The sequence below is a fragment of the Natrinema amylolyticum genome (assembly GCF_020515625.1).
GTDB classification, from domain to species: domain Archaea; phylum Halobacteriota; class Halobacteria; order Halobacteriales; family Natrialbaceae; genus Natrinema; species Natrinema amylolyticum.
In genome coordinates this window covers 1,164,237-1,188,953 of sequence record NZ_JAIWPJ010000001.1, presented here as the reverse complement: position 1 = coordinate 1,188,953, position 24,717 = coordinate 1,164,237, and the positions used below count along the sequence as shown (strand labels likewise).

22 protein-coding genes and 1 tRNA gene are annotated in these 24,717 nt (G+C 65.8%); 12 read left to right on the top strand and 11 right to left on the bottom strand.

Annotation, left to right across the window (positions count from 1 at the left end; translation table 11 throughout):
* Positions 1-103: 103 nt before the first annotated feature.
* The 3 genes from LDH66_RS05845 to LDH66_RS05835 all read left to right on the top strand — a co-directional run bounded on the left by LDH66_RS05845 (position 104) and on the right by LDH66_RS05835 (position 2,443).
* Positions 104-439, top strand: a complete 336-nt coding sequence (locus tag LDH66_RS05845) for a hypothetical protein (protein ID WP_226480126.1) — start codon at positions 104-106, stop codon at positions 437-439.
* Between the two features lie 52 nt (positions 440-491).
* Positions 492-1,529: a 4-demethylwyosine synthase TYW1 gene (gene twy1 / locus LDH66_RS05840; protein ID WP_226480125.1), complete on the top strand. Its 1,038-nt coding sequence runs from the start codon at positions 492-494 to the stop codon at positions 1,527-1,529.
* Between the two features lie 98 nt (positions 1,530-1,627).
* Positions 1,628-2,443, top strand: coding sequence for a histidine kinase (locus LDH66_RS05835; protein ID WP_226480124.1), 816 nt, complete (start codon positions 1,628-1,630; stop codon positions 2,441-2,443).
* Here LDH66_RS05835 and LDH66_RS05830 read toward each other — a convergent pair.
* From LDH66_RS05830 to LDH66_RS05820, 3 genes are all read right to left on the bottom strand, one after another.
* On the bottom strand, positions 2,440-3,882 hold the full coding sequence (locus LDH66_RS05830) for an oligosaccharide flippase family protein (RefSeq protein ID WP_226480123.1): 1,443 nt from the start codon (positions 3,880-3,882) through the stop codon (positions 2,440-2,442). The genes LDH66_RS05835 and LDH66_RS05830 overlap by 4 nt on opposite strands.
* 103 nt (positions 3,883-3,985) lie before the next feature.
* Complete coding sequence (locus tag LDH66_RS05825) at positions 3,986-5,398, bottom strand: sulfatase-like hydrolase/transferase (RefSeq protein ID WP_226480122.1); 1,413 nt, start codon at positions 5,396-5,398, stop codon at positions 3,986-3,988.
* 102 nt (positions 5,399-5,500) lie between these two features.
* A complete protein-coding gene (locus tag LDH66_RS05820) occupies positions 5,501-6,514 on the bottom strand; it encodes a polysaccharide pyruvyl transferase family protein (protein ID WP_226480121.1) in 1,014 nt (337 codons plus the stop codon).
* A 226-nt stretch (positions 6,515-6,740) separates the two neighbouring features.
* Between LDH66_RS05820 and LDH66_RS05815 the strand changes: the two genes are divergently transcribed.
* Positions 6,741-6,815 (top strand) — tRNA-Met (locus LDH66_RS05815).
* Positions 6,816-7,404: 589 nt separating this feature from the next.
* On the opposite strand, the gene LDH66_RS05810 is transcribed toward LDH66_RS05815, so the two are convergent.
* Genes LDH66_RS05810 through LDH66_RS05785 form a run of 6 tightly spaced genes read right to left on the bottom strand, consistent with a single transcriptional unit; the run spans position 7,405 to position 14,409 of the window.
* Positions 7,405-8,322, bottom strand: coding sequence for an alkaline phosphatase family protein (locus tag LDH66_RS05810; protein ID WP_226480120.1), 918 nt, complete (start codon positions 8,320-8,322; stop codon positions 7,405-7,407).
* Positions 8,319-9,428, bottom strand: a complete 1,110-nt coding sequence (locus LDH66_RS05805; RefSeq protein ID WP_226480119.1) for a sulfatase-like hydrolase/transferase — start codon at positions 9,426-9,428, stop codon at positions 8,319-8,321. Before LDH66_RS05805 ends, LDH66_RS05810 begins: the two co-directional genes overlap by 4 nt.
* A gap of 28 nt (positions 9,429-9,456) precedes the next feature.
* Positions 9,457-10,947, bottom strand: a complete 1,491-nt coding sequence (locus LDH66_RS05800; RefSeq protein ID WP_226480118.1) for a sulfatase-like hydrolase/transferase — start codon at positions 10,945-10,947, stop codon at positions 9,457-9,459.
* Positions 10,944-12,038 (bottom strand): glycosyltransferase, encoded by a 1,095-nt coding sequence (locus LDH66_RS05795; RefSeq protein WP_226480117.1) that lies wholly within the window; start codon positions 12,036-12,038, stop codon positions 10,944-10,946. Before LDH66_RS05795 ends, LDH66_RS05800 begins: the two co-directional genes overlap by 4 nt.
* Complete coding sequence (locus LDH66_RS05790) at positions 12,035-13,249, bottom strand: glycosyltransferase (RefSeq protein WP_226480116.1); 1,215 nt, start codon at positions 13,247-13,249, stop codon at positions 12,035-12,037. Before LDH66_RS05790 ends, LDH66_RS05795 begins: the two co-directional genes overlap by 4 nt.
* A complete protein-coding gene (locus LDH66_RS05785; protein WP_226480115.1) occupies positions 13,246-14,409 on the bottom strand; it encodes a glycosyltransferase in 1,164 nt (387 codons plus the stop codon). The genes LDH66_RS05790 and LDH66_RS05785 overlap by 4 nt, the downstream gene beginning before the upstream one ends.
* A gap of 287 nt (positions 14,410-14,696) precedes the next feature.
* Here LDH66_RS05785 and LDH66_RS05780 point away from each other — a divergent pair, with 287 nt between their 5' ends.
* The 7 genes from LDH66_RS05780 to LDH66_RS05745 all read left to right on the top strand — a co-directional run bounded on the left by LDH66_RS05780 (position 14,697) and on the right by LDH66_RS05745 (position 20,460).
* Positions 14,697-15,404 (top strand): DUF120 domain-containing protein, encoded by a 708-nt coding sequence (locus LDH66_RS05780; RefSeq protein WP_226480114.1) that lies wholly within the window; start codon positions 14,697-14,699, stop codon positions 15,402-15,404.
* Entirely contained in the window at positions 15,401-16,123 is a 723-nt protein-coding gene (gene ribB, locus LDH66_RS05775; RefSeq protein ID WP_226480113.1) for a 3,4-dihydroxy-2-butanone-4-phosphate synthase, read from the top strand. Before LDH66_RS05780 ends, ribB begins: the two co-directional genes overlap by 4 nt.
* Before the next feature lie 177 nt (positions 16,124-16,300).
* Positions 16,301-17,281: a DUF7351 domain-containing protein gene (locus LDH66_RS05770; protein ID WP_226480112.1), complete on the top strand. Its 981-nt coding sequence runs from the start codon at positions 16,301-16,303 to the stop codon at positions 17,279-17,281.
* A gap of 147 nt (positions 17,282-17,428) precedes the next feature.
* Positions 17,429-17,740 (top strand): nickel-binding protein, encoded by a 312-nt coding sequence (locus LDH66_RS05765; RefSeq protein ID WP_226480111.1) that lies wholly within the window; start codon positions 17,429-17,431, stop codon positions 17,738-17,740.
* A gap of 9 nt (positions 17,741-17,749) precedes the next feature.
* A complete protein-coding gene (locus LDH66_RS05760) occupies positions 17,750-18,184 on the top strand; it encodes a cupin domain-containing protein (protein ID WP_226480110.1) in 435 nt (144 codons plus the stop codon).
* 41 nt (positions 18,185-18,225) lie between these two features.
* Positions 18,226-19,203, top strand: a complete 978-nt coding sequence (locus tag LDH66_RS05755; RefSeq protein WP_226480109.1) for a hypothetical protein — start codon at positions 18,226-18,228, stop codon at positions 19,201-19,203.
* A gap of 321 nt (positions 19,204-19,524) precedes the next feature.
* Positions 19,525-20,460: a branched-chain amino acid transaminase gene (locus LDH66_RS05745; RefSeq protein ID WP_226480108.1), complete on the top strand. Its 936-nt coding sequence runs from the start codon at positions 19,525-19,527 to the stop codon at positions 20,458-20,460.
* A 375-nt stretch (positions 20,461-20,835) separates the two neighbouring features.
* Here the strand turns inward: LDH66_RS05745 and LDH66_RS05740 are convergent, their stop codons facing one another.
* Complete coding sequence (locus tag LDH66_RS05740; RefSeq protein WP_226480107.1) at positions 20,836-21,552, bottom strand: DUF502 domain-containing protein; 717 nt, start codon at positions 21,550-21,552, stop codon at positions 20,836-20,838.
* Between the two features lie 208 nt (positions 21,553-21,760).
* On the opposite strand from LDH66_RS05740, the gene LDH66_RS05735 reads away from it, so the two are divergent.
* Positions 21,761-23,134 carry an MFS transporter gene (locus LDH66_RS05735; RefSeq protein ID WP_226480106.1) on the top strand — a complete coding sequence of 458 codons (1,374 nt, stop codon included), beginning with the start codon at positions 21,761-21,763 and terminating at the stop codon, positions 23,132-23,134.
* Between the two features lie 26 nt (positions 23,135-23,160).
* Here LDH66_RS05735 and LDH66_RS05730 read toward each other — a convergent pair whose 3' ends face one another.
* Positions 23,161-24,690, bottom strand: coding sequence for a stage II sporulation protein M (locus LDH66_RS05730; RefSeq protein ID WP_226480105.1), 1,530 nt, complete (start codon positions 24,688-24,690; stop codon positions 23,161-23,163).
* Between the last annotated feature and the right edge of the window lie 27 nt (positions 24,691-24,717).

The following is a 24,717-nucleotide window of genomic DNA, read 5'->3' as shown; positions in this document are numbered from 1 at the left end:
CGGGCCGCGGCGCGCTCACGCCGTCGGAACGACTCGCGGAATCCGCCGCGAACGGGCCGCCGGATCGCGACACTGACTTACAGGCGGCAGTCTAACTCGAGGTATGGTTTCGCTGCAGGGGATCGCCGTCGCCGTCGTCGGGTTCGCGATTATCCTCGGCTCCGCTGCCGCCGTCTACCGGGACGCGACCCGGCTCGAGATCTCGCGGCCGGTGCTGTGGGCGGGGCTCGTGATCGTCACCTGCGGTGGCGGGCTGGCCACGTATCTGGGGCCCCCGGACGTGCCGATTCCCGGGCTGCTCGTGATGGTGATCGCGGGTCCGGCGCTCTACCTCTTCGAGCGCGACGACGCGAGACACGGCGACGAGCCCGCCGATCCGCACGCGCTACCGGACGGGCCCGGCGGCGACGCCGCGAGCGAGCGCCGAAACGAAGAGTAGCCGGCCCGGACACCACACGCCTTTTGACCGGCCCGGTCCAACGACTGACAACATGAGCGACTCCGCGAATCCGGGGGCCGACGGAGCGAGCCGCGACGCCGAGGTCGACGGCGACGGCGACGACGGTGGGCCGGCACAGGTCTCGAGCCCGGACTACCACAGCGAGAATCACACGGCCGCCCAGACCTGCGGCTGGACGGCGAACGCCATGCGCGGCGAGGGGAAGTGTTACAAGAACATCTTCTACGGCATCGAGTCCCACCGCTGCATCCAGATGACGCCGGTCGTCCGGTGTAACGAGCGGTGCGTCTTCTGTTGGCGCGACCACAAGGGCCACTCCTACGAGATGGACGACGTCCAGTGGGACGACCCCGAGGAAGTCGTCGACGCCTCGATCAAACTGCAGAAGAAGCTGCTCTCGGGCTTCGGCGGCAACGAGGAGGTCCCCCGCGAGGTGTTCGAGCAGGCGATGGAGCCCCGCCACGTCGCCATTTCGCTGGACGGCGAGCCGACGCTGTACCCCTACCTCCCCGAACTCATCGAGGCCTTCCACGACCGCGATATCACTACCTTCCTCGTCTCGAACGGCACCCGGCCGGAGATGCTCCGGGACTGCGACCCGACCCAGCTCTACGTCAGCGTCGACGCCCCCGAACGCCACACCTTCGATCAGGTCGTCGGCGCGATGGAGGACGACGCCTGGGAGAAGCTCCTCGAGACGATGGACGTCCTCGCGGAGAAGGACGAGACCCGTACCGTCCTTCGAACGACGCTCGTCAAGGGCGAAAACATGCGGAACCCGGACTGGTACGCGGGGTTCTACCAGCAGGCCGATCCCGACTTCATCGAACTGAAGGCCTACATGCACGTCGGCCACTCGCGGGGCCGTCTCGACCGGACCGCGATGCCCGAACACGAGGAGGTCATCGAGTTCGCCGAGGAGATCCGGGAGTACATGCCCGGATTCGACGAAGTAATGGGAGTTCCGGCCTCCCGCGTCGCCCTGCTCTCGAAGACCAAAGACACGTGGGTCCCGAAGCTGCAGAAGGGAAGCGAGTTCTGGGAGCGCGATCCGGTCACGGGCGACTGATCGGGAGGGAACCGAACCGGGACAGCGGGCGAGACGTCGACGGAGACCGCAGTTCGGCGGCGGGAAGGTTTACGTACTCCACCGAAAAACGTCCGCCAGTGAGCCTCCGATCGTTCATCGACGAGACCGGCGTTCCCGACCGGACGATCGCCGTCGTCAGCGATGACACGACGGGCCCCCTCGAGCGAATGCTCGAAGAGACGTTCGCGGAGCAACCGGTCGGCGTCGAATCGGGCGCGACGATCCCGACCGATCCCGCTGTCGGTCCCCAGATTGAGGACGCGCTCGATGCGGCGGGCGATACGGCCGTGCTCTTCGAGGACGGGCGGCCGGTCGCCGCCTCGCCGATGCTCGAGCTATACGATTCGATCCTCGCGATCAACTCCGACCTGTTCGTCACGGGCGCACGCGACATCGGCGAGATCGACCTGCCGGTCGTCCTCGCGAACCTCGATGAGACGCGACTGCGACTCCGCGGCTATCCGCTCTCGGACAAGGAAAAGCTCCTCCTGATCGTCGTCTCCCGATACATCGAACAGCGCGCCTGGGCGGCCGACGGCGGGACGCTTCGCTCGGCGTTCCAGCGCCTCTCGCGTATCGACGACGAGATCGGGACGCGCGAGGTCTACGCCACGCTCGCGGCGACCGACGTCGAGACGCACGTGTACGGGATCGACGACGGCGCGACGGTCGATATCGACGTCACCGTCCACACCGGAACGGGCAGCGAGTACCGGGACGCCTGGTTCGTCGTCTACGAACCGGACGAGCGGCCGGCGGACGCCGCCGATCCGACGAGCGGTCCCGTCGCACTCGTCTGTCTCGAGACCGAGCCCCGGACCTGGGACGGGTTCTGGACGTACGACCCGGAGCGGGTCGCGGCGATCGGCGAGTACGTCGCGCGGGAACTCTAGAACTCGAGTCGCGAACTGCGGACGACGCCCCTGATCGTGACGCGGAGCTTTCTGCTGATGGCCGCCAGCGTGACGCCGTAGACCGCCGCGCCCAGCGCGACGATCGCGAGGAGCTGGTACCAGTGATCGACGGTGGCGGCGCGCTCGACGGGGACGATCACGGCGAACATCACGAGGCCGGCCGCGAGCTGTTCGCCGAGCGTCCGCGGGAACAGGACGACCGTCGAGAGCTCGCGTTTGATCACGATCGCAGAGAGTGCATAGCGGAGCGTTTCCGCGATGGCCGTCGCGACGACGACGCCGATCGCACCGTAGGCGAGCGTCAGTGCGATGCCGAGGACGACGTTGATCGCGAGCGTCACGGCCGAGATCCGAGTGTTGATGTCCGGCCGATCGATCCCGTAGAGCACGCTCGTGAGCACGCCGGCCTGGGTCTTCGCGATCTGGTAGGCCGCGAGTCCGACGAGGAGCGCCGCGGCCGCGGCGTACTCGGCCCCGAACAGCGTCACGACGAGTCGCTCCGGCATCGCGACGGCACCGAAGAACATCGGGATCGCGATGATGCTCGTAAAGGAGAGGGTGTTCGAGATGTCGGTTCCGAGCGTCTCGCCCTCGCTGTGTCGGTGGCTCACGCGGGCCATCAGCCCGCTCGAGGCGGCCATCGTCACGAACGTCGCGGGCACCGTGAGCTTGAGCGCGACCTCGTAGTGGCCGGCGGCCGCGGGCGCGAGCAGGTAGCCCAGCAGGATGATGTCGAACCGATCGTAGGCCTGCCCGAGAAACGAGTTCGGAATGCTGTATCTGGCGTACGACCAGAGATTCGCGACGGTCTCCCGCGTCGGAGCGGCCGGCGGCGTTCGGATGAAGTACCAGAGAATCGGAACCGTCAGGAACGTCGCGGCGGCGAGTCCGTACGCCATTCCCGCCGCGCCGAACCCGAGGACGATCAGGCCCAGTTGGATCGGGAAGGTGAGTACCGATCGAAGCGTATCGGTCCACATCGAGGCACCGACGCGCCCGCGGGCCTGGACGATCAGATCCAGCGGCTCGAAGAGCGTGACCGCGAACAGCAAGAGGACGAACAGCACCGGTGCCTCGGGGAGCCCCGTGTAGGAGACGAGCCAGCTCGAGGTGACGATCGCCGCGGCGATGGCGAGTGCCATCCATACCAGCGTGAACAGGCCCTGACTGCCGATCAGCTCCCCCGACGGGGCGTCGGCCTCCGAGTATCGCTTTTTCACCGCCGTTCCCCATCCGTTGACCGCCCGGTCGGCGATCTTCACCAGCGAAAAGAGGAGGTAGTAGCCGCCAAACCCAGTCGGGCCGAGCACTCGCGCGAAGACGATCGTGCCGAGGAACCCGATCGCGGCCATCGTGAACTTCGCGGCCGTCGCCTTGATCGTCTCGCCGCCGAGGCTGACCGACGTCGCGTCACTCATCGCTGCCGGTGACTCGGTTGCCGTCGCTCGGTTGATCGATCGACTGACGATGTCCGAACGGAGCTGTGGCTACCCCGGTCGCTCGCACGTATCGGGACCAGGATCACAGATACCCCAGCTCCTCGAGCTGGGATTCCAGACCGTCCATATCTGCTTCGGAGAGTCCCTCGCGGCGCTCGAGGTCGGCGACCTGCCGATCGAGTTCCGACTCGAGAGCGGCCGGGTCACAGTCGCCGATCATCCGGTTCCCGGTCAGGTCTTCGAAGTAGTAACAGTCGGCCGTCGCGAGCCCGTGGCGTTCGGTGTCGATCGAGGCGGCCTCGTAGCTGTCCTCCTCGAGCGCGAGCGCGCGTCGCTTCGAGATTCCGTGAAACTCCAGCAGCGCGCTCGACCGCGGTTCCGCCGCGGGCGGGTCGCTCGAGCACAGTGGGCGGAACGACTCGCCGCGACGGTGGGTCGACTCGATTCCGGCGAGGTCGAGCACCGTCGCGTAGACGTCCAGCAGGTTCACGAGGGCCTCTCGCGTCGGTCGCTCTGTGCCGTCCGCGTCGGGGGTTCGGTCGTCGGCGTTCGGGCCGGGCGCGGAGACGACGAGCGGGACCTTCGTTACGGGGGGATGGAGGCCGCCGCCGTGCTGCCACGCGCTGTACTCCCCGAGCGCTTCGCCGTGGTCGGCGAGGGTTACGACGTAGTCGAACTCGGCGGCGAGTTCCCCGTAGATGTCGCGGTAGATGTCAGACAGGTACCGCACGGCGTCGTCGTACGCGGTCCTGATCCGGTCCGGATCGGCCGACGGCTCCCGGAGCGTGGCCTTCACGCTGTCGAAGTGCGGCGAGTCCTCGTCCGGGTGGGTTCTGTACTCGTCGGGCGGGTCGTACGGCAGGTGGGCCTCCATGAGGTTCGCGAAGAGGAACTCGTCGTTCTGATTCCACGAGCTATCTCGGACGTACTCCAGGAACTCCGCCGCGCCGTCGTCGGGATGGCGTCTTTCGAGCCCCATGTCCCGGAGCTTCATCAGGGCCCCCTGTTTCAGCGATTGGGTCGTGTCGCAGTCGCCCTCGACGCAGCGCCAGAGCGCCCGGAGGTACCGTTCGGGGCCGTCGGACTGGTGTTCGGCGATGAACGCGTCCCAGTCGAAGACGTCCTCGCCGAGGCCGCTGAGTCGCCAGCCGCCGTCGAACTCGTCGAACCCGTGGTGCCAGCCTAACTGCTCGGAGATGTTGACGTTACAGCTGAACGCCCGCGTCCGATAGCCCCGATCTCGGAGCAGTTCGGGGAGGCGAGTCGTGTGTCGGTCGAAGTCCTGCGATTTGATCGTCACGCCGGCCTCGCTCGCGTAGCGACCGGTGAACAGCGAGGCGTGGGCCGGGGCCGTCCAGTGGCTCGTGCTCCACGCGTTCGTAAACTGCACGCCCGGCAGCCAGTCGAAGTGCTCGTCGAAGGAATCCGCTCGAAGGGTATCGAGCACGACGAGGGCGATAGATGGCTCGTCTCCCATGGTCGCGTGTCCGCTCATCCTACCAGCCCCCCTCAAAAGAACCTATCCCCGGCAATGGAACCGCCTGCGGGGCTGCGAGTCGCCGTCGCTCTCCGGTCAGCGGGACGGTCATACTCACGATCACAGGACCGTCGTGACCCCCTCCTCGAGCGCCTCGACCTGCGCGTCCTTCTCGCGCTCGAGTTCGTCCATATCGAATCGGACCGGCTCGCTCGTGACGTCGCCGTCGATCGGGACCCGATCGAACAGGTTCGCTCGCGGCGTGTCGAAGTAGAACTGGGCCCTGTTGCCGTAGGTCAGGGCGGGGAGACAGGCGTGGATCCGGTCCGAGCGCACCACGTCCGCGTTGGCGTAGAGGAAGAGGTAATCGGTCACGAGATCGGAGACGAAGACGTTCTCGGCCTCGAACAGCGGCGTCTCGAGGCCGACCAGTTCCCGCGCCCGCTCGCCGACCGGGAAGTGGTACGGTTCGTCGAAGGGGGCGTGATCGGGCCTGATGATCGTCGACGACGCGCCGTCGATATCGGGCTCCGCCTGCTTGTCGAACGTGTGGACGTCGAACTCCCGGTTCGCTTCGGGCGGCCGGTCTCGATCGCCCAAGAATAGCGAACAGTCGATGCCGTCGTACAGGTACTCGACGAGGTCGCCGTACTCCTCGTAAGCGGTCCGATCCCGCGTGAGCAGGACCTCGATGTCGAGCGCGTCGAAGACGGCCTCGACGTCCTTTCGCTCGGCCTCGTCGTACTCCTCGCCGCCCCCGCCGATGATAATGATCGGAATATCTCGCTCCCTGAGTCGGGTGAGCGTGTCGAAGTACTTCCGGAACGTCGGCCGGGAGAGCACACAGCCCGGCAGGACCGCCAGATCGGCGTCGATCAGTTCACTGACGTTCACCGTGTTCCGCCGAATTCGGTGGGTCGGCGACTCGTAGTCGGACCCCCCGTACCCCGTCATCCGTTCGAACTTTCGAGTGCCCCGCCACAGCGCCGCCGTGTCCGCCGCGTGGTTGGGATACCCGCCCGTTTCGACGATCTCCGCGTCGGGGAACGCCCGCTCGAGCATCGCCCTCGCCCCGTAGTCGATGAAGCCGTTCCCGATGTTCGTCGTCCACGTTCGCAGAAGCAGGATTCGCATTGCGGCCCTCTCCACCGGACCGGGGCATAATTATGCGGGGGCTACAGCCCGCACGCGACCGGTTCGACACCGGACTGGTGGTTCGCAGACGACGCTCGCGAGTCGAATCGCCTCGAGGAAACTGTCGCCCGGAACTGGTTCTGCGAGCGTATCGGCGGGCCACCGGTCTTTCGGAGACGGCGAGCGAATACCAACCCTTAATCGTGGCCGGCAGAGAGAGCTATGTAGCGGGATGGGATAGCCAGGAGATTCCGGCGGGCTCATAACCCGCAGACCGGTAGTTCAAATCTACCTCCCGCTATATTTTGCCGCGAGCAAATTCGCGAGCGGCAGTATAGCACGGTGGTAAATTTGAACCAGACGGCACCCGAGCATCGCGAGGGTGACGGCGTGGTTCAAATCGTCAAATTGCGCCAACCTTCTTCTCGAGGCGGTCACGAACTCCTGTGGCTGTTCGGAAATTCCGGACTCGAGGTCAGAACGCTCTGAAGCCGGACATCAGCGGGTCGAATGCGACCATCCCGTCTGCAAACGGGAGGCAACTGCTACGCAGACGTGGAAAGATGACAGCGAAGCGGTACCGTAGAAACGCGACGAGTCGAAGCCTGCTATCGTGGCGGCAGTGAATCGCCACACCCACCCCAGCCGATTCGCTCACTCGCGATGCTCGTTCGCTCATCCCTCGCGCAGTATCGTCCGTGGCCTCACTGTGCTCACGGTTCCCTGCGGTCACCGCTCGCTTTCCGAGGCGCTCACTGTGTTCGCGCCTCGCGACGTTCGGCCAGCGGACAGCGCGCGCCACTGCATATCGTCGGTCAGCAGGAACGAAATGGAAGTCATTGATACTGATCGAGACACCGACTGACGGCCGAGCGGGTCGGTGCTAGTAATCAGTCGAGATAGCCGAGTTCGCGCAGGCGCTCGGTCGGCATGTCGATTCCCTCGTCGCCGTCGGTCGCGCCCGCGCCGGATTCCGCTGCGCGTTCCTCCACCCAGCGTCGCACGTCGTAGACCGATTTCGGATATGTGTCCGCCGTGGAACTCGCGTACGCGCGCCAGGAGTGACTCGCCGGCTTCTCGCCCGCGTCGGGCGGATAGAACTCGGTTCGCATGCCGTGATCGCTGACGACGAGGAGTTCGTCCTCCTCGCCGAGAGCGGCGGTGACCTCCTGTACGAACTCGCCGACGCGCTCGTAGGCGCGGTCCAGCGCGGCCTCGTCGTCGGCATAGGCGTGGCCCGCCGCGTCCAGCGTGTGGACGTGGACGCCGGCGATCGAGACCGGGTGTGCGAGCATCTCGCGGGCCCAGCCGAACTGCTGGGCGCAGAGCCCGAACAGTTCGCGCTCGAACTCGCTGCGGGGCATCCCCTCCGCGACGGCGTTCATCAGGTCCCAGGCCCGCTGAAGCGGCTGCCCGTCGTGGACGCCCGGCCAGTTGTGAACGACCGCGTCGTCTTTGTCGAACATCGACTCGCGGTCCGTCTCGCCGATGCGCTCGCGCGTGCCGGTCCGCGACCGAACGAGTTTGCCGAGCGTCCCCCGAGTCGACTCGTCGAGGCGACCGGTGACCGTCGACGCGAGGTCGAGCGCGGGGTTTTCCCACTCGCTGGTACCGCCGCCCGTGATCCCGTGCTCGGCCGGCTCGAGCCCGGTCGCGACGGTCGCCCAGACCTCCGGCGTGTACGGAACCGCCTGCGTGTTCGCGAACGTCTCGATCTCGCCACCCGACTGGAGGCGGACGGCGTCGAGATCGAAGTGGTCGACCAATCCGGCATCGAGCGCGTCGAGCGCGAGGACGACGACCGTCATGCGTATCCCAGATCCTCCAGATCCTCCTGCAGGGCGTCTTCCTTGACGACGTAGGCGGGATCGAACCGCTCGAGTTCCCGCTCGAGGCCGGGATCGTCGACCGGTTCGCCGTCGTCGAGTCGGTACGTACCGTCCGCCGTCGCGATGTGGTCGGCTGTCATGGCGGCCTTCCGGTCCCCGTAGGCGGCGAAAGCGACCTCGCGATCGAGCGTGCCGACGCCGTGTTCGGTCCCCGTCAGGATCGTCGGAACGTCGACCAGCGAGACGACGTCCCCGAGATCGGGGGCGTTCCGCGTGCCGAACGGAACGTTCAGCAGTTCGGGGCGCATCTCGCCGGGGTGGCCCCACAGCCCGTCCTCGCCGAGCAGTTCGCCGTGGTCGCCACAGAAGACGACGCGCGTCCCGTCGGGGATCGCGTCCCAGAGGGACTCGAGGGCCGCGTCGAGTTCGCTCACCTCCCGTCGGTAGAGGTCCCGAACGAGGGCTTCGTCTTCGTCGGAGCCGCGACCCGAGAGCACGCGGCGGGTGACCCGCTGGGCTTTCGCCCGACCGATGGTCGCACCGTCGGGGTCGTAGGGGTGGTGCGGTTCCATGAAGTGCAGCCAGCCGAACCACTCCTCGCGGCCGTCGGTCTCGGTCAGGAACTGGTCGACGACAGCGTCGGCGGGTCGGAACGACTTCTCAGTCTCCTCGACGTAACTCCGGAGCTGCTGGTATCGGTTGTAGCCCCAGCTGGCGACCTTGTAGGGGAGCGAGCCCCGCTCGAGCAGGATCGCGCCCTTGTCCTTCAGTGACTCGCCGCCGCCTTTCGGCGACGTGAACGAGTCGAAACCGGCCGCGTAGCCGTACTCCGCGGACAGCAGGTGGTTCGTCGTGATCCCGACGCCGTGGGCGTCGAACTCGTGGGCGACGCTGGCCTCGGACTCGAGGCCGTTCCCGGCCGGGTACTCCCCGCCGATAATCGCCGGGAAGCTGCCGGGCGTCGCGGTGCTCGTGGCGAAGGCGGCGTCGTGGGTATCGTCCAGATACTCCAGAGTTCGGGGCATGTACTGGACGTGATCGGTCCTGAGCGAGTCGACCGTGACTAGCAGGGTTGTCTCCGTCATGCGTTCACCGTTCGAAGCGAATTCGTTCTCATAGGTATCCCAAGTCCTCCAGTCGTGCGCGACTCGCCGCGTCTACCTCCTCGGCGAACGCCGCCTCATCGTGCTCGTCGTCAGTGACCCAGTCGCCGAAGGCGGACTCGAAGAGCCCGTCCGGCACCGTCTCGTCGGGCAGTTCGACCTGCTTCGACGGCGGCCCGGAGACGTCGTACACCGCCTCGGTACCGAGCTGGTCGCGATAGTACTTCCGCTCGTCCTCGTAGACGACCCGCTGGCCGCGGTCCCAGTACGACTCGTCCTCGCCCTCCGGGATGCCGGAGCCGGAGCCGACGATCTCGGCGCGAGCGCGCTCGCGCTCGAAGGCGAACGGATCGAACGGCTCCTCGTCCGCGAGCGATCGGATTACGTCCCCGAGATCGGCGTGGGAACTGAGTCCGTCCACGTCGACGGGGCGGGCAGTGCCGCTGGCGACTGCGCCCCGCTCGTCAGAACGAGTATCATCGACCGCGAGATCGAGGTCGCGATCACCGGTCGCGATGACGTCGAACGGAACGTGCAACAGCGCCTCCGAGAGGCTGCTCATGTGATTCATGAGGTAGCCGTCCGACTCGTAGCCGAGGTTCTCGCCGTGGTCCGCCGTCACGATCACGATGGATTCGCGGTCGTCACCGGCGGCCAGCGCGGTCACGAGGTCAGCGACGATCCGGTCGAGGTAGTCGACCGTCGCCGCGTACAGCCCGCGAACGCGCTCGACGTCAGATTCGAACTCGCCGAGGCCGTCTGCGGCGTTCACGTCCGAATCGCGGAACGAACTCGAGTGGAAGTCGGCCGAGACGCCGTGGATCGAGTCGTCCAACCCGCGAAACGGCGTATGCGGGCCGTGGGCGTCCATGAGGTTGGCGAAGGCGACCACCGGTCCGTCGGGCTCGGTGACCTCCCGCTCGAGGGCTCGAGCGATCGCGCGGCCGCCGAAGTCGGTCGGCTTCTCGAGCGGCAGCTTCCGGCTCACGTCGTCCAGTTTGAGCAGGACGCCGTTGGCCAGCGAGCGCAGCGGGTGGTCGTGCGCGAGGGCTTCGCGGACGAAATCAGCGTAGGCTTCCGCGCCGTCGGTCGATCGATCGGAGATGTGTTCTTGAACGTCCATCCCCGCCGGGAGTCTGCGGCTCGGCGAGATGGGAACCGTCCGATCGAAGAAGCGATCGAACCCGAAGACGGGGCTAGCGTAGATGTTCGACGTGACGCAGACCGACTCGTACCCCTGTCGCTCGAGGGGCGCGATCCACGTGTCCTCGGCGTCGATCGGGTCGAACCGCCGCTGGTGTGCGTGGACGCCCGTTTCCGACGGAACCGAACCCGTCAGCATTCCGGCGTGGCTCGGGACGCTCCAGCCGCCGAGCGCCCGCATTCCCTCGAAGCGGACGGTCGCCATCTCTCGGAGGCGAGTGGCGTATCGGTCGTAGACGTCTTTCCTGACGGTGTCCAGACAGAGGACGACGACGTTCGGACTGGTATTTCCGCTCATGTGAATTTCCGGAGTGCGGCGCTGAAGCGCTCTCGCTGGTTCGATTCGGTCAGATCGGCGACGAGACTGCGCTGATCGCTCGCGATAGACTGCCGCTCGGCGGGCGACAGGTCGGCGAACGACACTAGCCCGTCGAACAGGCCCGCTTCGGTCGGCGGAACGACCTGTCGAGCGGGAAGGAGTTCCCGGACGCCGGTCGTCTCGGTGACGGTCGTCGGCGTTCCCGAGAGGATCCCCTCGAGCGCGGCGACGGGAAACGCGTCGCCCCGCGACGACTGGACGTAGACGCTCGCGCGGTCGAACCAGTCGGCGAACGCGTCCAGATCGACGAACCCGGGCGTGACGACGTGGGGCATCGCCGCGTACGGCCGCTCGTCGTGGCCCTCCCCGAGAATAACCAATCGAACGTCGGCGTCGACAGTCCCGGCGAACCGCTCGACCGCTCGAGCAAGTCGATCGTAGCCGTTCGCGGGTTTGGCCTCGCCAGCCGAGAGGATCGTGAACGGATTCGCGGGCGAGTTCGGGGAGAGCGCGGCGAGCCGCTCGTACTTGTCGTCGGCGATCGGCGGCCGGACGTACGCGACCGGAACGTCGCCGAGGTACGGTCGCCCCCAGCGGTAGGCGTCCCTGCCGACCGCGATCACGCCGTCCAGCAGCCGACTCGAGAGGGGCTTGAGCCCGTGCCAGACGTATCGTGTCGGACGCTGGCGCAGGGTATAAAACGTCTCGTCGGCGGCGAGGTAGACGAGCGTCGTCCTCGGGTGGCGCAGTTTGTAGGCGAGCCCCGTCTGGAGCGGCGCGCTCCCCTCCGCGATGACGGTATCGTATGCGGGCAGCGTCCCGGCGGTTCGGAGCCGGTCGATGGTCCGCTCGGTGTTGCCGCCCGGTTCGGGCGGCCAGCTCCCGGTTTCGAAGTGACGACGGTCGGCGCCGACGGCGTCGGCGAACACTCGATGTGCGGGGTGTGCGTCGCTGTTCTGATAGAGCAGACACCGATCGCTCGTCGCCGCTCGCCGCGGACGCGACGTCTCGGTCTCCGTTCGCGTTGTCGAGTCGCCGTCCCGGTCGCGAGCAGTCGTCCTCGCCGTCACTGATCGGGCACCCCCTCGGCACGCTGTTGTCCGGATCCTCGAGCGTCGTCCGCGGATTCCGCTTCTCGCTCCGGTTCCGGTGAGGCATCGATGGCCGCCGTCTCGGCGACGACCTCGCGCAGCCCCGCTGCGAAGCGGTTGTACTCGTAGCGCCGGGCCTCCTCGCGGATCTCGCCGGCGTCGAAGTCGTCGGGATCGAACCGGCGAACCGTCTCGCGGATCGATTCGACGGTCGGCTCGAAGCACAGCCCGGTCCGTCCCTCCCGGACCTGGTACCGCGTGAACCCCTCATCGACGCCGAGCAGTGGTTTGCCGGCCATCATGGCCTCGGCCCCGACGAGGCCGAAGTCCTCCTGCTTGGGGGCGTAGACGACGGCGGTGGCCCGGGCGACCAGCGACTCGATGTCCTCGACGTAGCCCCGGACCTCGATGTTGTCGTAGTTTTCGGCGAAGGCCTCGAGACGCTCCCGTTGCTCCCCGTCGCCGGCGATCACGAGGCGCTCGTCGAGCCCCGCGAACGCCTTCGCGATCAGATCGATCCGCTTCTCGGGGGCGAGCCGGGACCACGTGACGAAGTAGCCGTCGTCGCCCTCGTTGCGCCAGTCGCCGGTCACGGGCGGGTAGACGACCGCGGCGTCGCGGTCGTAGAACCGCCGGATGCGGTCCCGGACCAGTTCGCTGTTCGCGACGAACTGATCGACGTAGTCGTTGGCCTCCTTGTCCAGCGCTCGCCACGCCTTCGCGTACGCTTTGAGTCCGATCTCGACGAACGGTAGCTCGAACGACGAGAGCCGGTCCCGATAGAGGTCGTACAGCCACCGCGGCGGGCTGTGGGGATAGTGGACGATCCGCTGGCCCACGTCGGGGACGTAGTACTTCGACAGCGGTGCGCTCTCGAGGATCACGTCGTACTCCGCGAGGTCCGGATGGGCGTCGGTCATATCGAGTGCGACGTTGAGCGTCTCGAGCGGGTTCATCCCCTCGTTTTTCCACTCGAGGAACGGGCGCCACGGCAGCGAGGTGTACTTCGCCTGCCGGAACGGGATCACCGTAACGTCGTCGGGGATCTCGGTCCCGTCGGCGACGTAGGTCGTGTAGATCGGCGCCTCGAGGACGCGGGCGGCCTCGATGGCGAACTCCTCACCGCCGCCGATGCCGGGGAACCGGTCGTGGAGGATCGCGACGTCCGCGTCGGTGTCGGCGTCGGTCACTGTAACACCTCCCGGAGCTCCCGGTCGGGCGACCAGGTGCCGTCGTGGGTCTCCTCGTCACCGTTGGCGCGAGCGCGGAGGAGCGAGACGCTCGCGCGGAACAGCGAGATCTGGCTGTCGAACAGCGAGTACAGCGGCTGGAGCGGGCCGAGGGCGTCGCGAGAGCCGAGCGCCGTGAACGCGAGGACGCCGGCGGGCGTCGCCAGTCCGAGCGGCCCGAGGACGGCCAGCGAGCCGACCGTCGCCACGCCGATCCCGGTCGCGACGAGCCACGGCGAGACGACCATAAACCACCAGTTGAAGGGCAGGACGACGCGGCCGTAGGCCCCGTGCCGGCCGAGCGCGTCGCGCTGTCGCCACAGGAGTCGGAGTAGCCCCATCGCGCGCCGGTCCTTCTGCTCGCGGCGCTTGCCGAACTCGGAGTGGGCCGCTTCCTTGTAGTGGATGTCCGGATCGAAGATGACCCGGCCCCCGTTGCGGCGGATTTTGAGGGCGAGTTCGCTGTCGTCGGCGATCGAGTCCTCGTCGATCGGAACGATCGCGTCGCGCTCGAACGCCGAGAACGGTCCGTGGAAGATCAGCGTCGAGTCGATGTGCGACTCGAGGACCTGAATCATCGTCTGAATGTCGCGGTACCCCCGCTCGACCTCGCTCTCGCCGATGACCTCCGCGTTACGTCCGGTCACGGCTGCAACGGACGGATCGGCGAGGTTCGCGGCGGCCCTTCGAATGGCGCCCGGTGCGATCCGGGAGTCGCAGTCGGTCTTGACGACGACCTCGTTCGCCGCGGCGGCGTAAGCCTCGTTCAGTGCGGGTGCCAACCCCCGCCGCTCGTCCTCGCGGATGAGCGTTAACTTCGGTTCCCGACGGCCGGCGAAGAAGGTCTCGACCAGATCGGCCGTCCCGTCGTCGCTCGAGTCGACCACGACGATCTCGACCCGATCCATCGGATAGTCGAGTTCGACGAGTTCCTCGAGTTTCGACTCGACGATCGCCGCCTCGTTGTAGGTCGGCAAGACGATGCTCACCGAGGGCTCTCGGGGCCACGTCTCGGCGGGCGTTCCCGACGGCCGCCGGAGATAGTAGACGCCGAGGTAGATCAGATACGGGAGACCGGTCAGCGCGACTAGGCCGAACAGGGCCTCGAGGAGACGCTTCATGCGAGTACGCCTCAACGCTCAACGGTCCGCTGCAAAGCCCGTCGGCTTGCATTGTGCAAGGTGAGACGACTGTTACTGTCATCGAACCGTACACGTTCGGGCGATCGAGGACGGGCCCATCAACTACCAGTAGCGGTATCCGGTGAGCCGAATTCGTCGGACCGGTGGCTTTTTCCACTCGGCTCGGGACGTCCGAGTACGCGATAAACTCTCGTGAACGCCGTCACGGTTTCGTGATGCATGCCACATTCGATATGCTTTTACCGGCTTAGAGAATAGGTGGGTGTATGTCAGTGATAGCCGAGTCCGCCGTCGGGCACGACGAACTCGCCGTGCTCAAACTCCTCGCACTCGAGGGCGGACTCGAGGGCGACGTCAAAATCTCTTGTTCTCACCTCGCGGAACGCCTCGACGCGTCGAACCAGACCGCCTCGCGACGGCTCCAGCGCCTCGAGAGCGCCGATCTGCTCGAGCGCGATACGGTCAGCGACGGTCAGTGGGTCGAGATCACGGAGACCGGCGAGCGAACGCTCCACGCCGAGTACGAGGACTACCGTCGCATCTTCGAGACGGACTCCCAGGTCGAACTCGAGGGCACCGTCACCAGCGGCATGGGCGAGGGCCGCCACTACATCTCCCTGCCGGGCTACAAGCGCCAGTTCGAGGAGCGGCTGGGCTACGAGCCGTTCCCCGGCACGCTGAACGTCGACCTCCGCGAGGACAGCGTCCGTCGACGTAGCGCCATGGCCTCGCTCGAGCCCGTCCCGATCGACGGCTGGGAGTCCGACGAACGGACCTACGGCCCCGCCGTCTGTTATCCCGCGACGATCGAGACGGCCGATGGCGAACTCTACGAGAACGCCTACACTATCGCCCCCGAACGCACCCACCACGACGACGACCAGCTCGAGGTCATCGCCCCCGACAAGCTCCGCGAGGAACTCGCCCTCGAAGACGGCGATCACGTCACCGTCTCGGTGGGTGATCGGGAATGACTGGTCACCACGCCGGCCCGCAGTCGAACGCCGACGGCAGCGCGGCGGGCTCGAACTCGAGCGCGAACGCATCGGTGAACTCGTTCGAACGCGCCCTCGAGTCGCTGCGCGCGGGCGAGCCGGTCCTCGTCCACGACGCGGCCGACCGCGAGGGCGAGACGGACCTGATCTACCACGCCGATAGCGTGACGCCCGAGGCCGTCGCCCGACTGCGAAACGACGCCGGCGGGCTGATCTGCGTCGCGCTCGGCCACGACGTCGCGGAGGCCTTCGACCTGCCCTTCTATTCCGACGCGGTCGACCACCCCGCGACGGGCGACCACGAACTCGGCTACGACGAGCGCTCGTCGTTCTCGCTGACGGTCAACCACCGCGACACCTACACCGGGATCACCGACGACGATCGCTCGACCACGATCCGGGCGCTCGGCGAGGCCGCCGCGGCACCCGAGGAAACCGAGTTCGCCGCCGAGTTTCGGGTCCCCGGCCACGTCCACCTGCTTAAGGCCGCGCCCGACCTGCTCGCCCAGCGCGAGGGCCACACCGAACTCGGCGTCGCCCTCGCCGACGCCGCGGGCCGCTCGCCCGCCGTCGTCGTCTGCGAGATGCTCGACGACGAGACCGGCGCGGCGCTCTCTCCCGCCGACGCTCGCGCCTACGCCGATCGGCACGGCTTCGCCTACCTCGAGGGCAGCGAGGTCCTCGAGCGAGTAGAGTAGCGGCCGGAGTCGTAGAAGATTCGTACTAGATCTTACCGAAGCAGACTCGATGCAGATGTGCGAACTCCCGGCTACAAACCGGTCTGTCCTGCATCAACGTGCGTATCTTACAACCGGTTCGGTCTGATTTGAAAACAGTAGGACACGTTTATTGATCTCTATGTGGGCCCTGCTAGCATGGCTGGAACCCGGTTGACACCAGCAATCGATCTAGACGGTATTTCCCCGGACGAGGCCTTTACCATCCTGGGCAACGAGATCCGGTTAGACATCATTCGCGTGCTCTGGCACGCCGATGCCGCCCACAAATACGACGACGTCTCCGATACCGCCGAGACAATATCGTTCTCGGAACTACGTCGTCAGGTCGACGTTGACGACAACGGGAAATTCAACTACCACCTCTCGCAACTGGCCCCCCACTTCGTTCGGCAAACCGACGACGGGTACCGGTTGAGCAGTGCCGGCAAGCAGATCGCCAGAACCGTAATCGCCGTCTCGGGTGCGGAAGACCTCGACTTCTCCGCCGACCTCGAGCAGGACTGTCCGCTGTGTGACGCGCCCATGATGGCGACCTACGAGGACCAGTGGCTTCGGATCAGTTGTACCGAGTGTGACGGGATGTTCGGCGACAAGGCGCCACGGGACTCTGTCTTCTTTTCGAGCTACCCGGCTGCAGGGCTGACGGATCGGACCCCCGACGAGGCACTCGCAACCGGATTCTACCGGTGTATGTTGGATATCGCCTACATGATGCGCGATGTCTGTCGGGAGTGTGCGGGCTCCATCTCGGCGTCGGTTTCGGTCTGTGAGACACATCAGGTTCGGGAGGGGAAACCATGTCCGCACTGTGGGACACGATTCCCCGTTTGGGCAGAACAGCGGTGTGATACCTGCGGATTCGCGAAGAATCTGCCCATCGAACCGTTCGTCATGAGTCTCACACCCGTAATTGGATTCCTCGACGACCAGGGAATCGACGTGCTCGCTCCCTCCTTCGACGAAGTCATCGACTTGCTTCAGACCCGCTTCCAGACGGCCGTCACGGATGATCCGTTCCGCGTGACCGTCACCGTCGAGGGTGAAGCGACGACGCTCACCGTTTCACTGGACGACGACATGAACGTCGTCGGTATCGACGGACAGCCGTCAGTCTGATATCAGGAGTCCATCGGTTTCTCGACCCGATTGGGGGTGAATACGAACCCACAGACCGAGTTCGTGAACGGGATTTCACTAGAATTAGCTAGTGAAGTGTAGTTCTCCTTATGTCTAAGTACGATCCTGCCGTAGCCCTAGCTGGTCATGTCAGAACAAGACCTGATCGACTTCGGAATCTGGCGCGAGATGGACGAAGACCTCTCCACCGAGGAAGCGAAACAGGAGGCGCTCGCGGCGTCTCAGCGGGCGATCGCGGAACTCAGCGAGGAGGACGTCGAGGTCGAGTGGGTCCGTACCGACGTGCTGGAAGACACGGACGGCGACACTGACTGCGCGTACTGTCACTACCGCGCCCCGAGCGAGGAAGCCATCGCGGAGCACTCCGAGCGCGCGGGCCTCCCGGTGACTGAACTCACGCGCCTCGACGATCAGTTCGATCGAAACGACCTCGAATAGTCAATACTAATGTCCAAACTCAAAACACTCAGCCTCGACGAACTCGAGCTCGTTGGAGTGACGCAATCGGACTCGGAGATGAACGTGAACGTGAACTTCCCGTTCTCACCGGCGTTCCCAGCGACGACCGGGATGGAACTCGAGGGTGGCCACAACGTCGTCTACTTCGAGATCGAACCTGGGAAGGAACTCGGGACCCACACGGACAGCCCCGAGGAACTCATCATCTGTCTCGATGGCGACGAAGTCGAGGCCTGGACTGGGGACGCGACGGGAACCATCAGTGCCGGCGACCTGGCGGTTATTCCGCCGATGGCTCCGCACGGGTTCCGCAATACCGGTGACGTGACGGCCCGGTTCCTGGGCGTCTTCTCGGATAGTACCACCGTCTCCGAGTTCGAAGCGGACCTCGAACCGTTCGGGGAACGAACCGTCAAGGCGTAGCGTCGTTTCGACCGATCACGACCGAATCGAGAACCGAGACAATGACACCGAGGCAAAAAACGAAACGGCATATCGACGGCATCGATCGACGACTGTTCCTGCAGACGACGGCTGTACTGGCGGGTGGAGCGCTCGTAACCGGAACGGTCGACGGATCCCGGCGCGACTCGGTCCCGTCGGAACTCCCGACGCCGGCGGATCACGACGTCCACTGGGGTGAATCGGACACGGACGGGGGCGTCCGGACGTACGCGACCACCGACCGGGAAGGGCGACTCTCGTCGCTGGGCGTCCACGTCGGCGGCGACGCGCTGATGGCGTTCGACGAGGAGGAGAGCGCGACACATCTCCACTTCCCGAAAGAGACAGACGACGGAGTCGATATCGACCTCCATCAGTTCACCTACGTGGGTTTCCACTACAACCCTCAGGGCCATGCACCGCCGGGCATCTACGACGTTCCGCACTTCGACTTCCACTTCTACATGATGGCCGAAGACATCGTCGAGGGAATCAGTGGGGGGCCGCTCGAGTCCACGCCGCTCCCCTTCGTCGGTCTGGCCGACTACGACGTTCCCGCGGACCAGTTCCCGGAGGGGTACATGTTCGAGGAGCATCGGCTCATCGTCGAAAGGATGGGGGAACACCTGCTCGACGAGACGGCTCCGGAGTTCCACGGTGAAGCGTTCACTCACACGAACGTCTACGGTGTGTACGATCCGAGTATCGACCCGGAGCAGCCCGCTGACACCGAGGTGATAGAGCTAGAGGGAGAACGTGTCGAGGTCCCAGTCTACGAAGGGGACGGTGAAGGGAGGGTTCACTTCGTCGAGCCGATGGTTACGACCGACTTCCTTCGGAACGACCTCGAGGAAGAGACGACAGTGGACGTCGCAACGCCGGGTGTGTACTTCGAGACCGACGACTACCCGACGTCGTACGCGATAATGCCGGACGGCGACGGCGGCGCGTACGTCTCTATCCGTGAGTTCGAGGAGTTCCACGGACCGGACCAGTAGGGCCCGGACGACCGCCGGCTACGCAGTGTCGCCGACTATATTTCACGCAGATTTTGAAACCATCGACTCGAGGGCCCCGCTTCGCCTCTCGGAGATCTCGCCGACGGTCCCGGACTGGCTGTTCGATCGCGTTACCCGACTGGTCGACGGCGTGTTCGAGAACACGTCTGGATCGCAGTGATTGCCGGCACAGTCGGTGGCGGAGAGCTGTGACTGCCGACACGCGACTGAGCAGCGCTCGGTGGGCCTCCTCCTCGATCTCCGACGTTCGCTCCCGAAAACCGCGAACACTTAGTACGGTGGCTTTCAACACTCTCGATCATGGGATTCGACGAGATGGACGTCGACACGATTTGGATGGACGGCGAGTTCGTCGACTGGGACGACGCCGAGATCCACGTGCTCACGCACGGACTCCACTACGGGTCGGGCGTCTTCGAAGGGGCGCGCTGTTACGACACCGAAAACGGGCCGGCGCTGTTCCGCTGGGAAGAGCATCTGGACCGCCTCTATCAGTCCGCGAAACCGTACGACATGGACATCGAGTTCACGAAGGACGAACTCACCGAGGCGACGAAAGAGCTCATCAAGCGCCAAGAGCTCCCCTCCTGTTACGTCCGGCCGATCGCCTACTACGGCTACAACTCGCTGGGCGTCAGCCCGAAGGACTGTCCCACCCGGACCGCCGTCGCCGTCTGGCCGTGGGGCGCCTACCTCGGCGAGGAGGCCCTCGAGAACGGGATCGACGTGATGATCTCCTCGTGGCGAAAACACGCCTCGAGCCAGATTCCGACCAACGCCAAGACCACCGGCCTCTACGTCAACAGCATGCTCGCGGGCGAGGAGGCGCGCCGGAACGGCTACGCGGAAGCGATCGTCCTCAACAAGGAGGGCAACGTCGCTGAAGGCCCCGGCGAGAACATCTTCCTCGTGCGCGACGACGAGATCTACACGCCCGGCCTGTCGGAATCGATCCTCGACGGCATCACTCGAGATTCCGTCATTCGGATCGCCGAAGAGCAGGGTTACACCGTCCACGACAACGTCTCCATCTCGCGCGGCGAGCTCAACACCGCCGACGAACTGTTCTTCACCGGCTCCGCCGCCGAAGTCACGCCCATCCGAAAGGTCGACAACGTCGTCATCGGGAACGGCTCTCGCGGCCCCGTCACCGAGGAAATTCAACAGCAGTTCTTCGACATCGTCGAACAGGCCCCCGAAGAGTACGACGAGTGGTTCGAGTACGTCGACGTGTGAAGGCAATTTCCCGGTAGGGAACGAGTCTGAGCGGTCTCGAAACAGGGTCCTCGGTTGCAAATCGAAGTTGTCGTACTGTTCTCTCGAAAACTGATTGTCGTGGCCGGGAGCGCGCCTCGAGCAGTGCGAGAGGTGTGCAACCCGGGGGAGGGCAGGCGGTTTACCGACACCTGCCGCGAGCGACCGTAGGGAGCGAGCGGGCCGACGACTGACCCGTAACGAAGTGGAAAGGAGGAGTGCTTTTGATCGAAACTGAGCGGAGCGAAGCTCCGCGAGGTCCAAAAGAGCGCTACGCGCTCTTTTGAGGATTTTGCCGAGGGACATCGCGCTGTGCGGCGAAGCCGCCAGCGCGATAGACCGCAGAGCAAAATTTCGTTAGTCGCCGTCGGTTCCGTTCGTCCGCTCGTCTCCGTTCCCACCGTCGGTTCTGGCCTCGTCGACCACGTCGATCGAGATGCCGGCGTCCATGCCGCGGTGGTTAGCGTCGCCGAATCCGGCGCTCAACACGCGCGTCAGCGCGTCCTCAACGTCCTCGTCGAGTTCGGTGATTCGATCGGGTTCGACCTCGATGACGTAGCCGGTCGTGATGTTGGGCGAGGTCGGCAAGAAGAGCACCTCGCGGCCGTCGTCGGCCACCTTCCCCGTCTTGAACGCCGTCATCCGGAGCCCCTCCCACGTCTCGAGTTTGACGGGTTTCTGGAGCGATTCCTGCTCGCCGAAGGCCGTCTCGGCGGCCATCTTCGAGGCGTTGTAGACGACGCGGATCACGGGCACGCGGTTCGCAATGTTGTCGACGAGCCGTTCGACGAGCCCCCCGACGGTCGTCCGCATAAGATAGCCCACGGAGAACGTCAGAATGATGAAAACGGTCAGCGCGACGATCACGCGGAGGAACTGCGCGACCTGCTCGCGGGTCTGGACTGCCTGTTCGCTGTCGCCGGGGATGAACGCCTCGAGCGCGGTCGGATCGAGAATGAGGCCGGGCGTCAGACCGGCGACGAGGCCGTAGAGCCAGTAGATCGCGTAGAGCGTAATGAGGATCGGGACCAGGACGATCAGTCCGCTGGCGAAATCCCGTTTCCACGAAGCCATGTGCCGAAACTCACACTACTGGCTAATGAGCGCTTCCCTTTGTCGTATCCCGTCCTCGACCTCGCCGGGGACGGCCGTCGGTCGATACCGTCTCGAGCGGCTCATCGAACGCGATGGCCGTCGGCGAACGTCATTCCGTTCGGAACCGGTCGAGTACGACGCTCCCGGTGGACCAAATTTCAAGCCCGTCCGCTGCGCACCGAGACGTATGAGCCTCGAACAGGAGCGATCGGACGAGGCGGCCGATCCCCTGGACCCGTTCCGGCAGTTCCTCGCGCTCGAGCGGGACGTGCTCGTCCTCTCGGCGGCGATGTTCGCGTTCAGTCTCGGCTTCCAGATGACCAATCGGTATATGGCCGAGTACATGTCGGCGCTCGGCGCGTCGGCGGTCGTCATCGGCCTGTTCGGGTCCTTCGGGAACGTCATCAGCGCCGTCTACCCCTATCCGGGCGGGGCGATCTCGGATCGCATCGGGTCGCGGTACGCCCTGACCGCGTTCGGCCTCTGCTCGACGGTCGGCTTCGGAATCTGGCTGGTCGCGCCCGCGTTCGCCGACGTCTCGATCGGTCCGACGTCGCTGGTGATCGTCGCGATCTTTCTCGGACTGCTCCTCGCACAGGCCTGGAAGTCTTTCGGGCTCGGAGCCACCTTCGCCATCGTCAAGCAGTCGGTACCGCCCTCGCAGCTGGCCGCCGGCTTCGCGAGCACCGAGACGTTCCGCCGGGCGGCGTTTCTCGTGGGCCCCCTGTTCGCCGCGGCGCTGTTCTATCCGTTCGGCTCGAGCGACGGTGAGATCGTCACCGCGTTTCAGTTCATCCTGCTCGTCGCGGTCGCCTTCGGTGTGCTCGGAACTGTCGTCCAGCACGTCCTCTATCGGCCGGAAGACGACGTCGGCAAGGCGTTCGAAGGCGTCTCGCAGCTACTGGCGGATCTCCGATCGATGCCGGACGAACTCCGGCCCCTACTGATCGGCGACACGCTCGTTCGCTTCGCCAACGGGATGGTCTACGTCTTCTTCGTCATCGTCGTCACTCGCTTTCTCGAGGTCGGGCTCACCCTGTCCCTGCCGGCGATTGGCACCGTTTCCCTCTCGCCGCAGTCGTACTTCGGAATCTTGCTCGGAATCGAGATGCTCGTCGCCCTCCTGACGATGCTGCCGGCCGCCAAGGCGGCCGAGCGGATCGGTCTCAAGCCCGTCGTCGCGCTCGGTTTCGCCGTCTACGCGATCTTCCCGATCATGTTGATCAACGCACCCGCCGACGCAGCCGTCCTCGCTGGCCTCTTCGCTTTCTCCGGGCTGCGATTCGCGGGCTTGCCGGCGCATAAGGCGCTGATCGTCGGCCCCGCTGAGACGGGCGCTGGCGGCCGAGTGACGGGGGCGTACTACCTCCTGCGGAACCTGATTGTGATCCCGAGTGCCGCGCTCGGCGGATTGCTTTGGGAGGGGGTTACGAATCCGTTGACCGACACTCAGGTGTTCACCGGCGATCCGACGGTCGCGTTCGGTCTCGCGACCGCGATCGGACTGGTCGGGACGGCCTATTTCGTGGTGTTCGGTGAGGAGTTCGCGGCGTATCGATAATCGCCCGCGATGCAGTCGTGCGGCGATCAGAGGAACAGCCGATAGTAGTACGGACTCACGAACGCTTCAATGACGGCCGCGATCGCCAGCAGAATGCCGACGCCGACGAGCACCCAGAACGCCCGCTCGAGCGCGTCCGCGAGGGCCGCTCGTCCGGCGCGACCCCGCCACGTCCGCCAGGCGCTGACGCCGACGGAGATCCCGAGCGCGCTGGCGACGAGGATCGCCGGAATCTCGATGATACCGTGGGGGACGACGAAGGCGACGAGTTCGGTCGGATCGACCTCGAGGCGAGCGGTGATCCCCAGGGCGACGCCGTTGAACAGTAACGAGACGATCGCCGGGATCGCGAGGGCGATACCGGCGTAGGCCGTCGTGAGCGCGACCAGCCAGTTGTTGCCGAACAGTTCGACCGCCATCGCCGGCGGGAGCCAGCCGACGAGGCGGGCCGAGATCGACGTCTCGAACGCCCCGACGTAGGAGCCGGCGGCCGCCCAGCCGATCCAGAACCCGAGGACGCCGAGGGCGACGACGAGGGCGTGCGTTCCCGGCGTCGTCCGAATGAACGACGTCATTTCGGCCCAGCCGCGGCGGAGTCCGGCCCAGAGCTGGCCGCGAAGCGAACCCGTCGGTGAGTCCGGCGGTCTCAGTCTCTCACGATAGTCGCAGTAGACGGCCGTTTTCAGCAGATCCAGTGCCGGAAGGAGGACCAACACCGAGAGCAGCGAGCCGGCCGTGACGACGTCGACGAGCGAGAGCAGGCCGGTGACCGTCGACAGCCCGATGATCGACAGGAGCGCGATGACGTAGTAGAAGACCGCCTCCACCGGCTGTGCGCGGACGAATCCGCCGGCGCTTCGGACCGATTCGAAGACGCCCGCGTCGTCGATGACGATCGCGACCGGCGCGAACGCGAACAGCGCCCGAACGACGACGAGGAGGACGACCGCCACGAGACCCGCGAGCAGGGCGACCAAAACGGACCCCGCTGTCGACCCGGTCGCGAGCGAAACCGCGCCGGCCAACAGCGCGGCCCCGATCCCGACGGTGCCGAGCACGACGCCCCAGCAGAGGAACTCGAGCGCGAAGAGTCCGAGAAACCGCAGCCAGTAGCGGCGGGCTCCCGCGAGCCCGGCCACGAGCCCACGGTCGTTTCGCAACCGGCCGTAACAGGTCGCGAGCTGTCCCGCGGAGACGGCGGCCGACAGCAGGACGAACAGCGCGACGCTGACGACCACCGTCACCGCAGCGAGGGCGAGCAGCGGTGGTGTCAGTACTTGATCGAAGACCGGCTCGAGGCCGCTGGCCCACGCGTCGAACTCCTCGGGATCGGCGGTCGGATCGGTCGGCGGGGGATCCAGGTCGGCCAGCTGGGTCCGAATCGCGTCCAGCCGACCGGTCGTCGCGAGATAGAGGTAGGCGACGCCGATCGCAGCGAAGGGGACGACGCGTACGATCGCGGTGATCGCGACGCCGAGGACGTACATCGGAAGGAGGTCGCCCGGGCGGCGGCGGAGGACGGCGACGACGGCGGCGACGAAATCGGAGAGGGCCATACCGACCCCTTCGAGCCCATATCAGTT

What these genes read in the sequence shown, in the direction of transcription:
- LDH66_RS05810 (WP_226480120.1), bottom strand. Translation starts at nt 8,322, where the DNA reads ATGACGGTCGTCGTCCTCGCGCTCGACGCGCTCGATGCCGGATTGGTC.
- LDH66_RS05760 (WP_226480110.1), top strand. Translation starts at nt 17,750, where the DNA reads ATGTCCAAACTCAAAACACTCAGCCTCGACGAACTCGAGCTCGTTGGA.
- LDH66_RS05825 (WP_226480122.1), bottom strand. Translation starts at nt 5,398, where the DNA reads ATGAGCGGACACGCGACCATGGGAGACGAGCCATCTATCGCCCTCGTC.
- ribB (WP_226480113.1), top strand. Translation starts at nt 15,401, where the DNA reads ATGACTGGTCACCACGCCGGCCCGCAGTCGAACGCCGACGGCAGCGCG.
- LDH66_RS05755 (WP_226480109.1), top strand. Translation starts at nt 18,226, where the DNA reads ATGACACCGAGGCAAAAAACGAAACGGCATATCGACGGCATCGATCGA.
- LDH66_RS05830 (WP_226480123.1), bottom strand. Translation starts at nt 3,882, where the DNA reads ATGAGTGACGCGACGTCGGTCAGCCTCGGCGGCGAGACGATCAAGGCG.
- LDH66_RS05745 (WP_226480108.1), top strand. Translation starts at nt 19,525, where the DNA reads ATGGGATTCGACGAGATGGACGTCGACACGATTTGGATGGACGGCGAG.
- LDH66_RS05845 (WP_226480126.1), top strand. Translation starts at nt 104, where the DNA reads ATGGTTTCGCTGCAGGGGATCGCCGTCGCCGTCGTCGGGTTCGCGATT.
- LDH66_RS05740 (WP_226480107.1), bottom strand. Translation starts at nt 21,552, where the DNA reads ATGGCTTCGTGGAAACGGGATTTCGCCAGCGGACTGATCGTCCTGGTC.
- LDH66_RS05805 (WP_226480119.1), bottom strand. Translation starts at nt 9,428, where the DNA reads ATGACGGAGACAACCCTGCTAGTCACGGTCGACTCGCTCAGGACCGAT.
- LDH66_RS05800 (WP_226480118.1), bottom strand. Translation starts at nt 10,947, where the DNA reads ATGAGCGGAAATACCAGTCCGAACGTCGTCGTCCTCTGTCTGGACACC.
- LDH66_RS05780 (WP_226480114.1), top strand. Translation starts at nt 14,697, where the DNA reads ATGTCAGTGATAGCCGAGTCCGCCGTCGGGCACGACGAACTCGCCGTG.
- LDH66_RS05820 (WP_226480121.1), bottom strand. Translation starts at nt 6,514, where the DNA reads ATGCGAATCCTGCTTCTGCGAACGTGGACGACGAACATCGGGAACGGC.
- LDH66_RS05770 (WP_226480112.1), top strand. Translation starts at nt 16,301, where the DNA reads ATGGCTGGAACCCGGTTGACACCAGCAATCGATCTAGACGGTATTTCC.
- LDH66_RS05730 (WP_226480105.1), bottom strand. Translation starts at nt 24,690, where the DNA reads ATGGCCCTCTCCGATTTCGTCGCCGCCGTCGTCGCCGTCCTCCGCCGC.
- LDH66_RS05735 (WP_226480106.1), top strand. Translation starts at nt 21,761, where the DNA reads ATGAGCCTCGAACAGGAGCGATCGGACGAGGCGGCCGATCCCCTGGAC.
- LDH66_RS05765 (WP_226480111.1), top strand. Translation starts at nt 17,429, where the DNA reads ATGTCAGAACAAGACCTGATCGACTTCGGAATCTGGCGCGAGATGGAC.
- LDH66_RS05785 (WP_226480115.1), bottom strand. Translation starts at nt 14,409, where the DNA reads ATGAAGCGTCTCCTCGAGGCCCTGTTCGGCCTAGTCGCGCTGACCGGT.
- twy1 (WP_226480125.1), top strand. Translation starts at nt 492, where the DNA reads ATGAGCGACTCCGCGAATCCGGGGGCCGACGGAGCGAGCCGCGACGCC.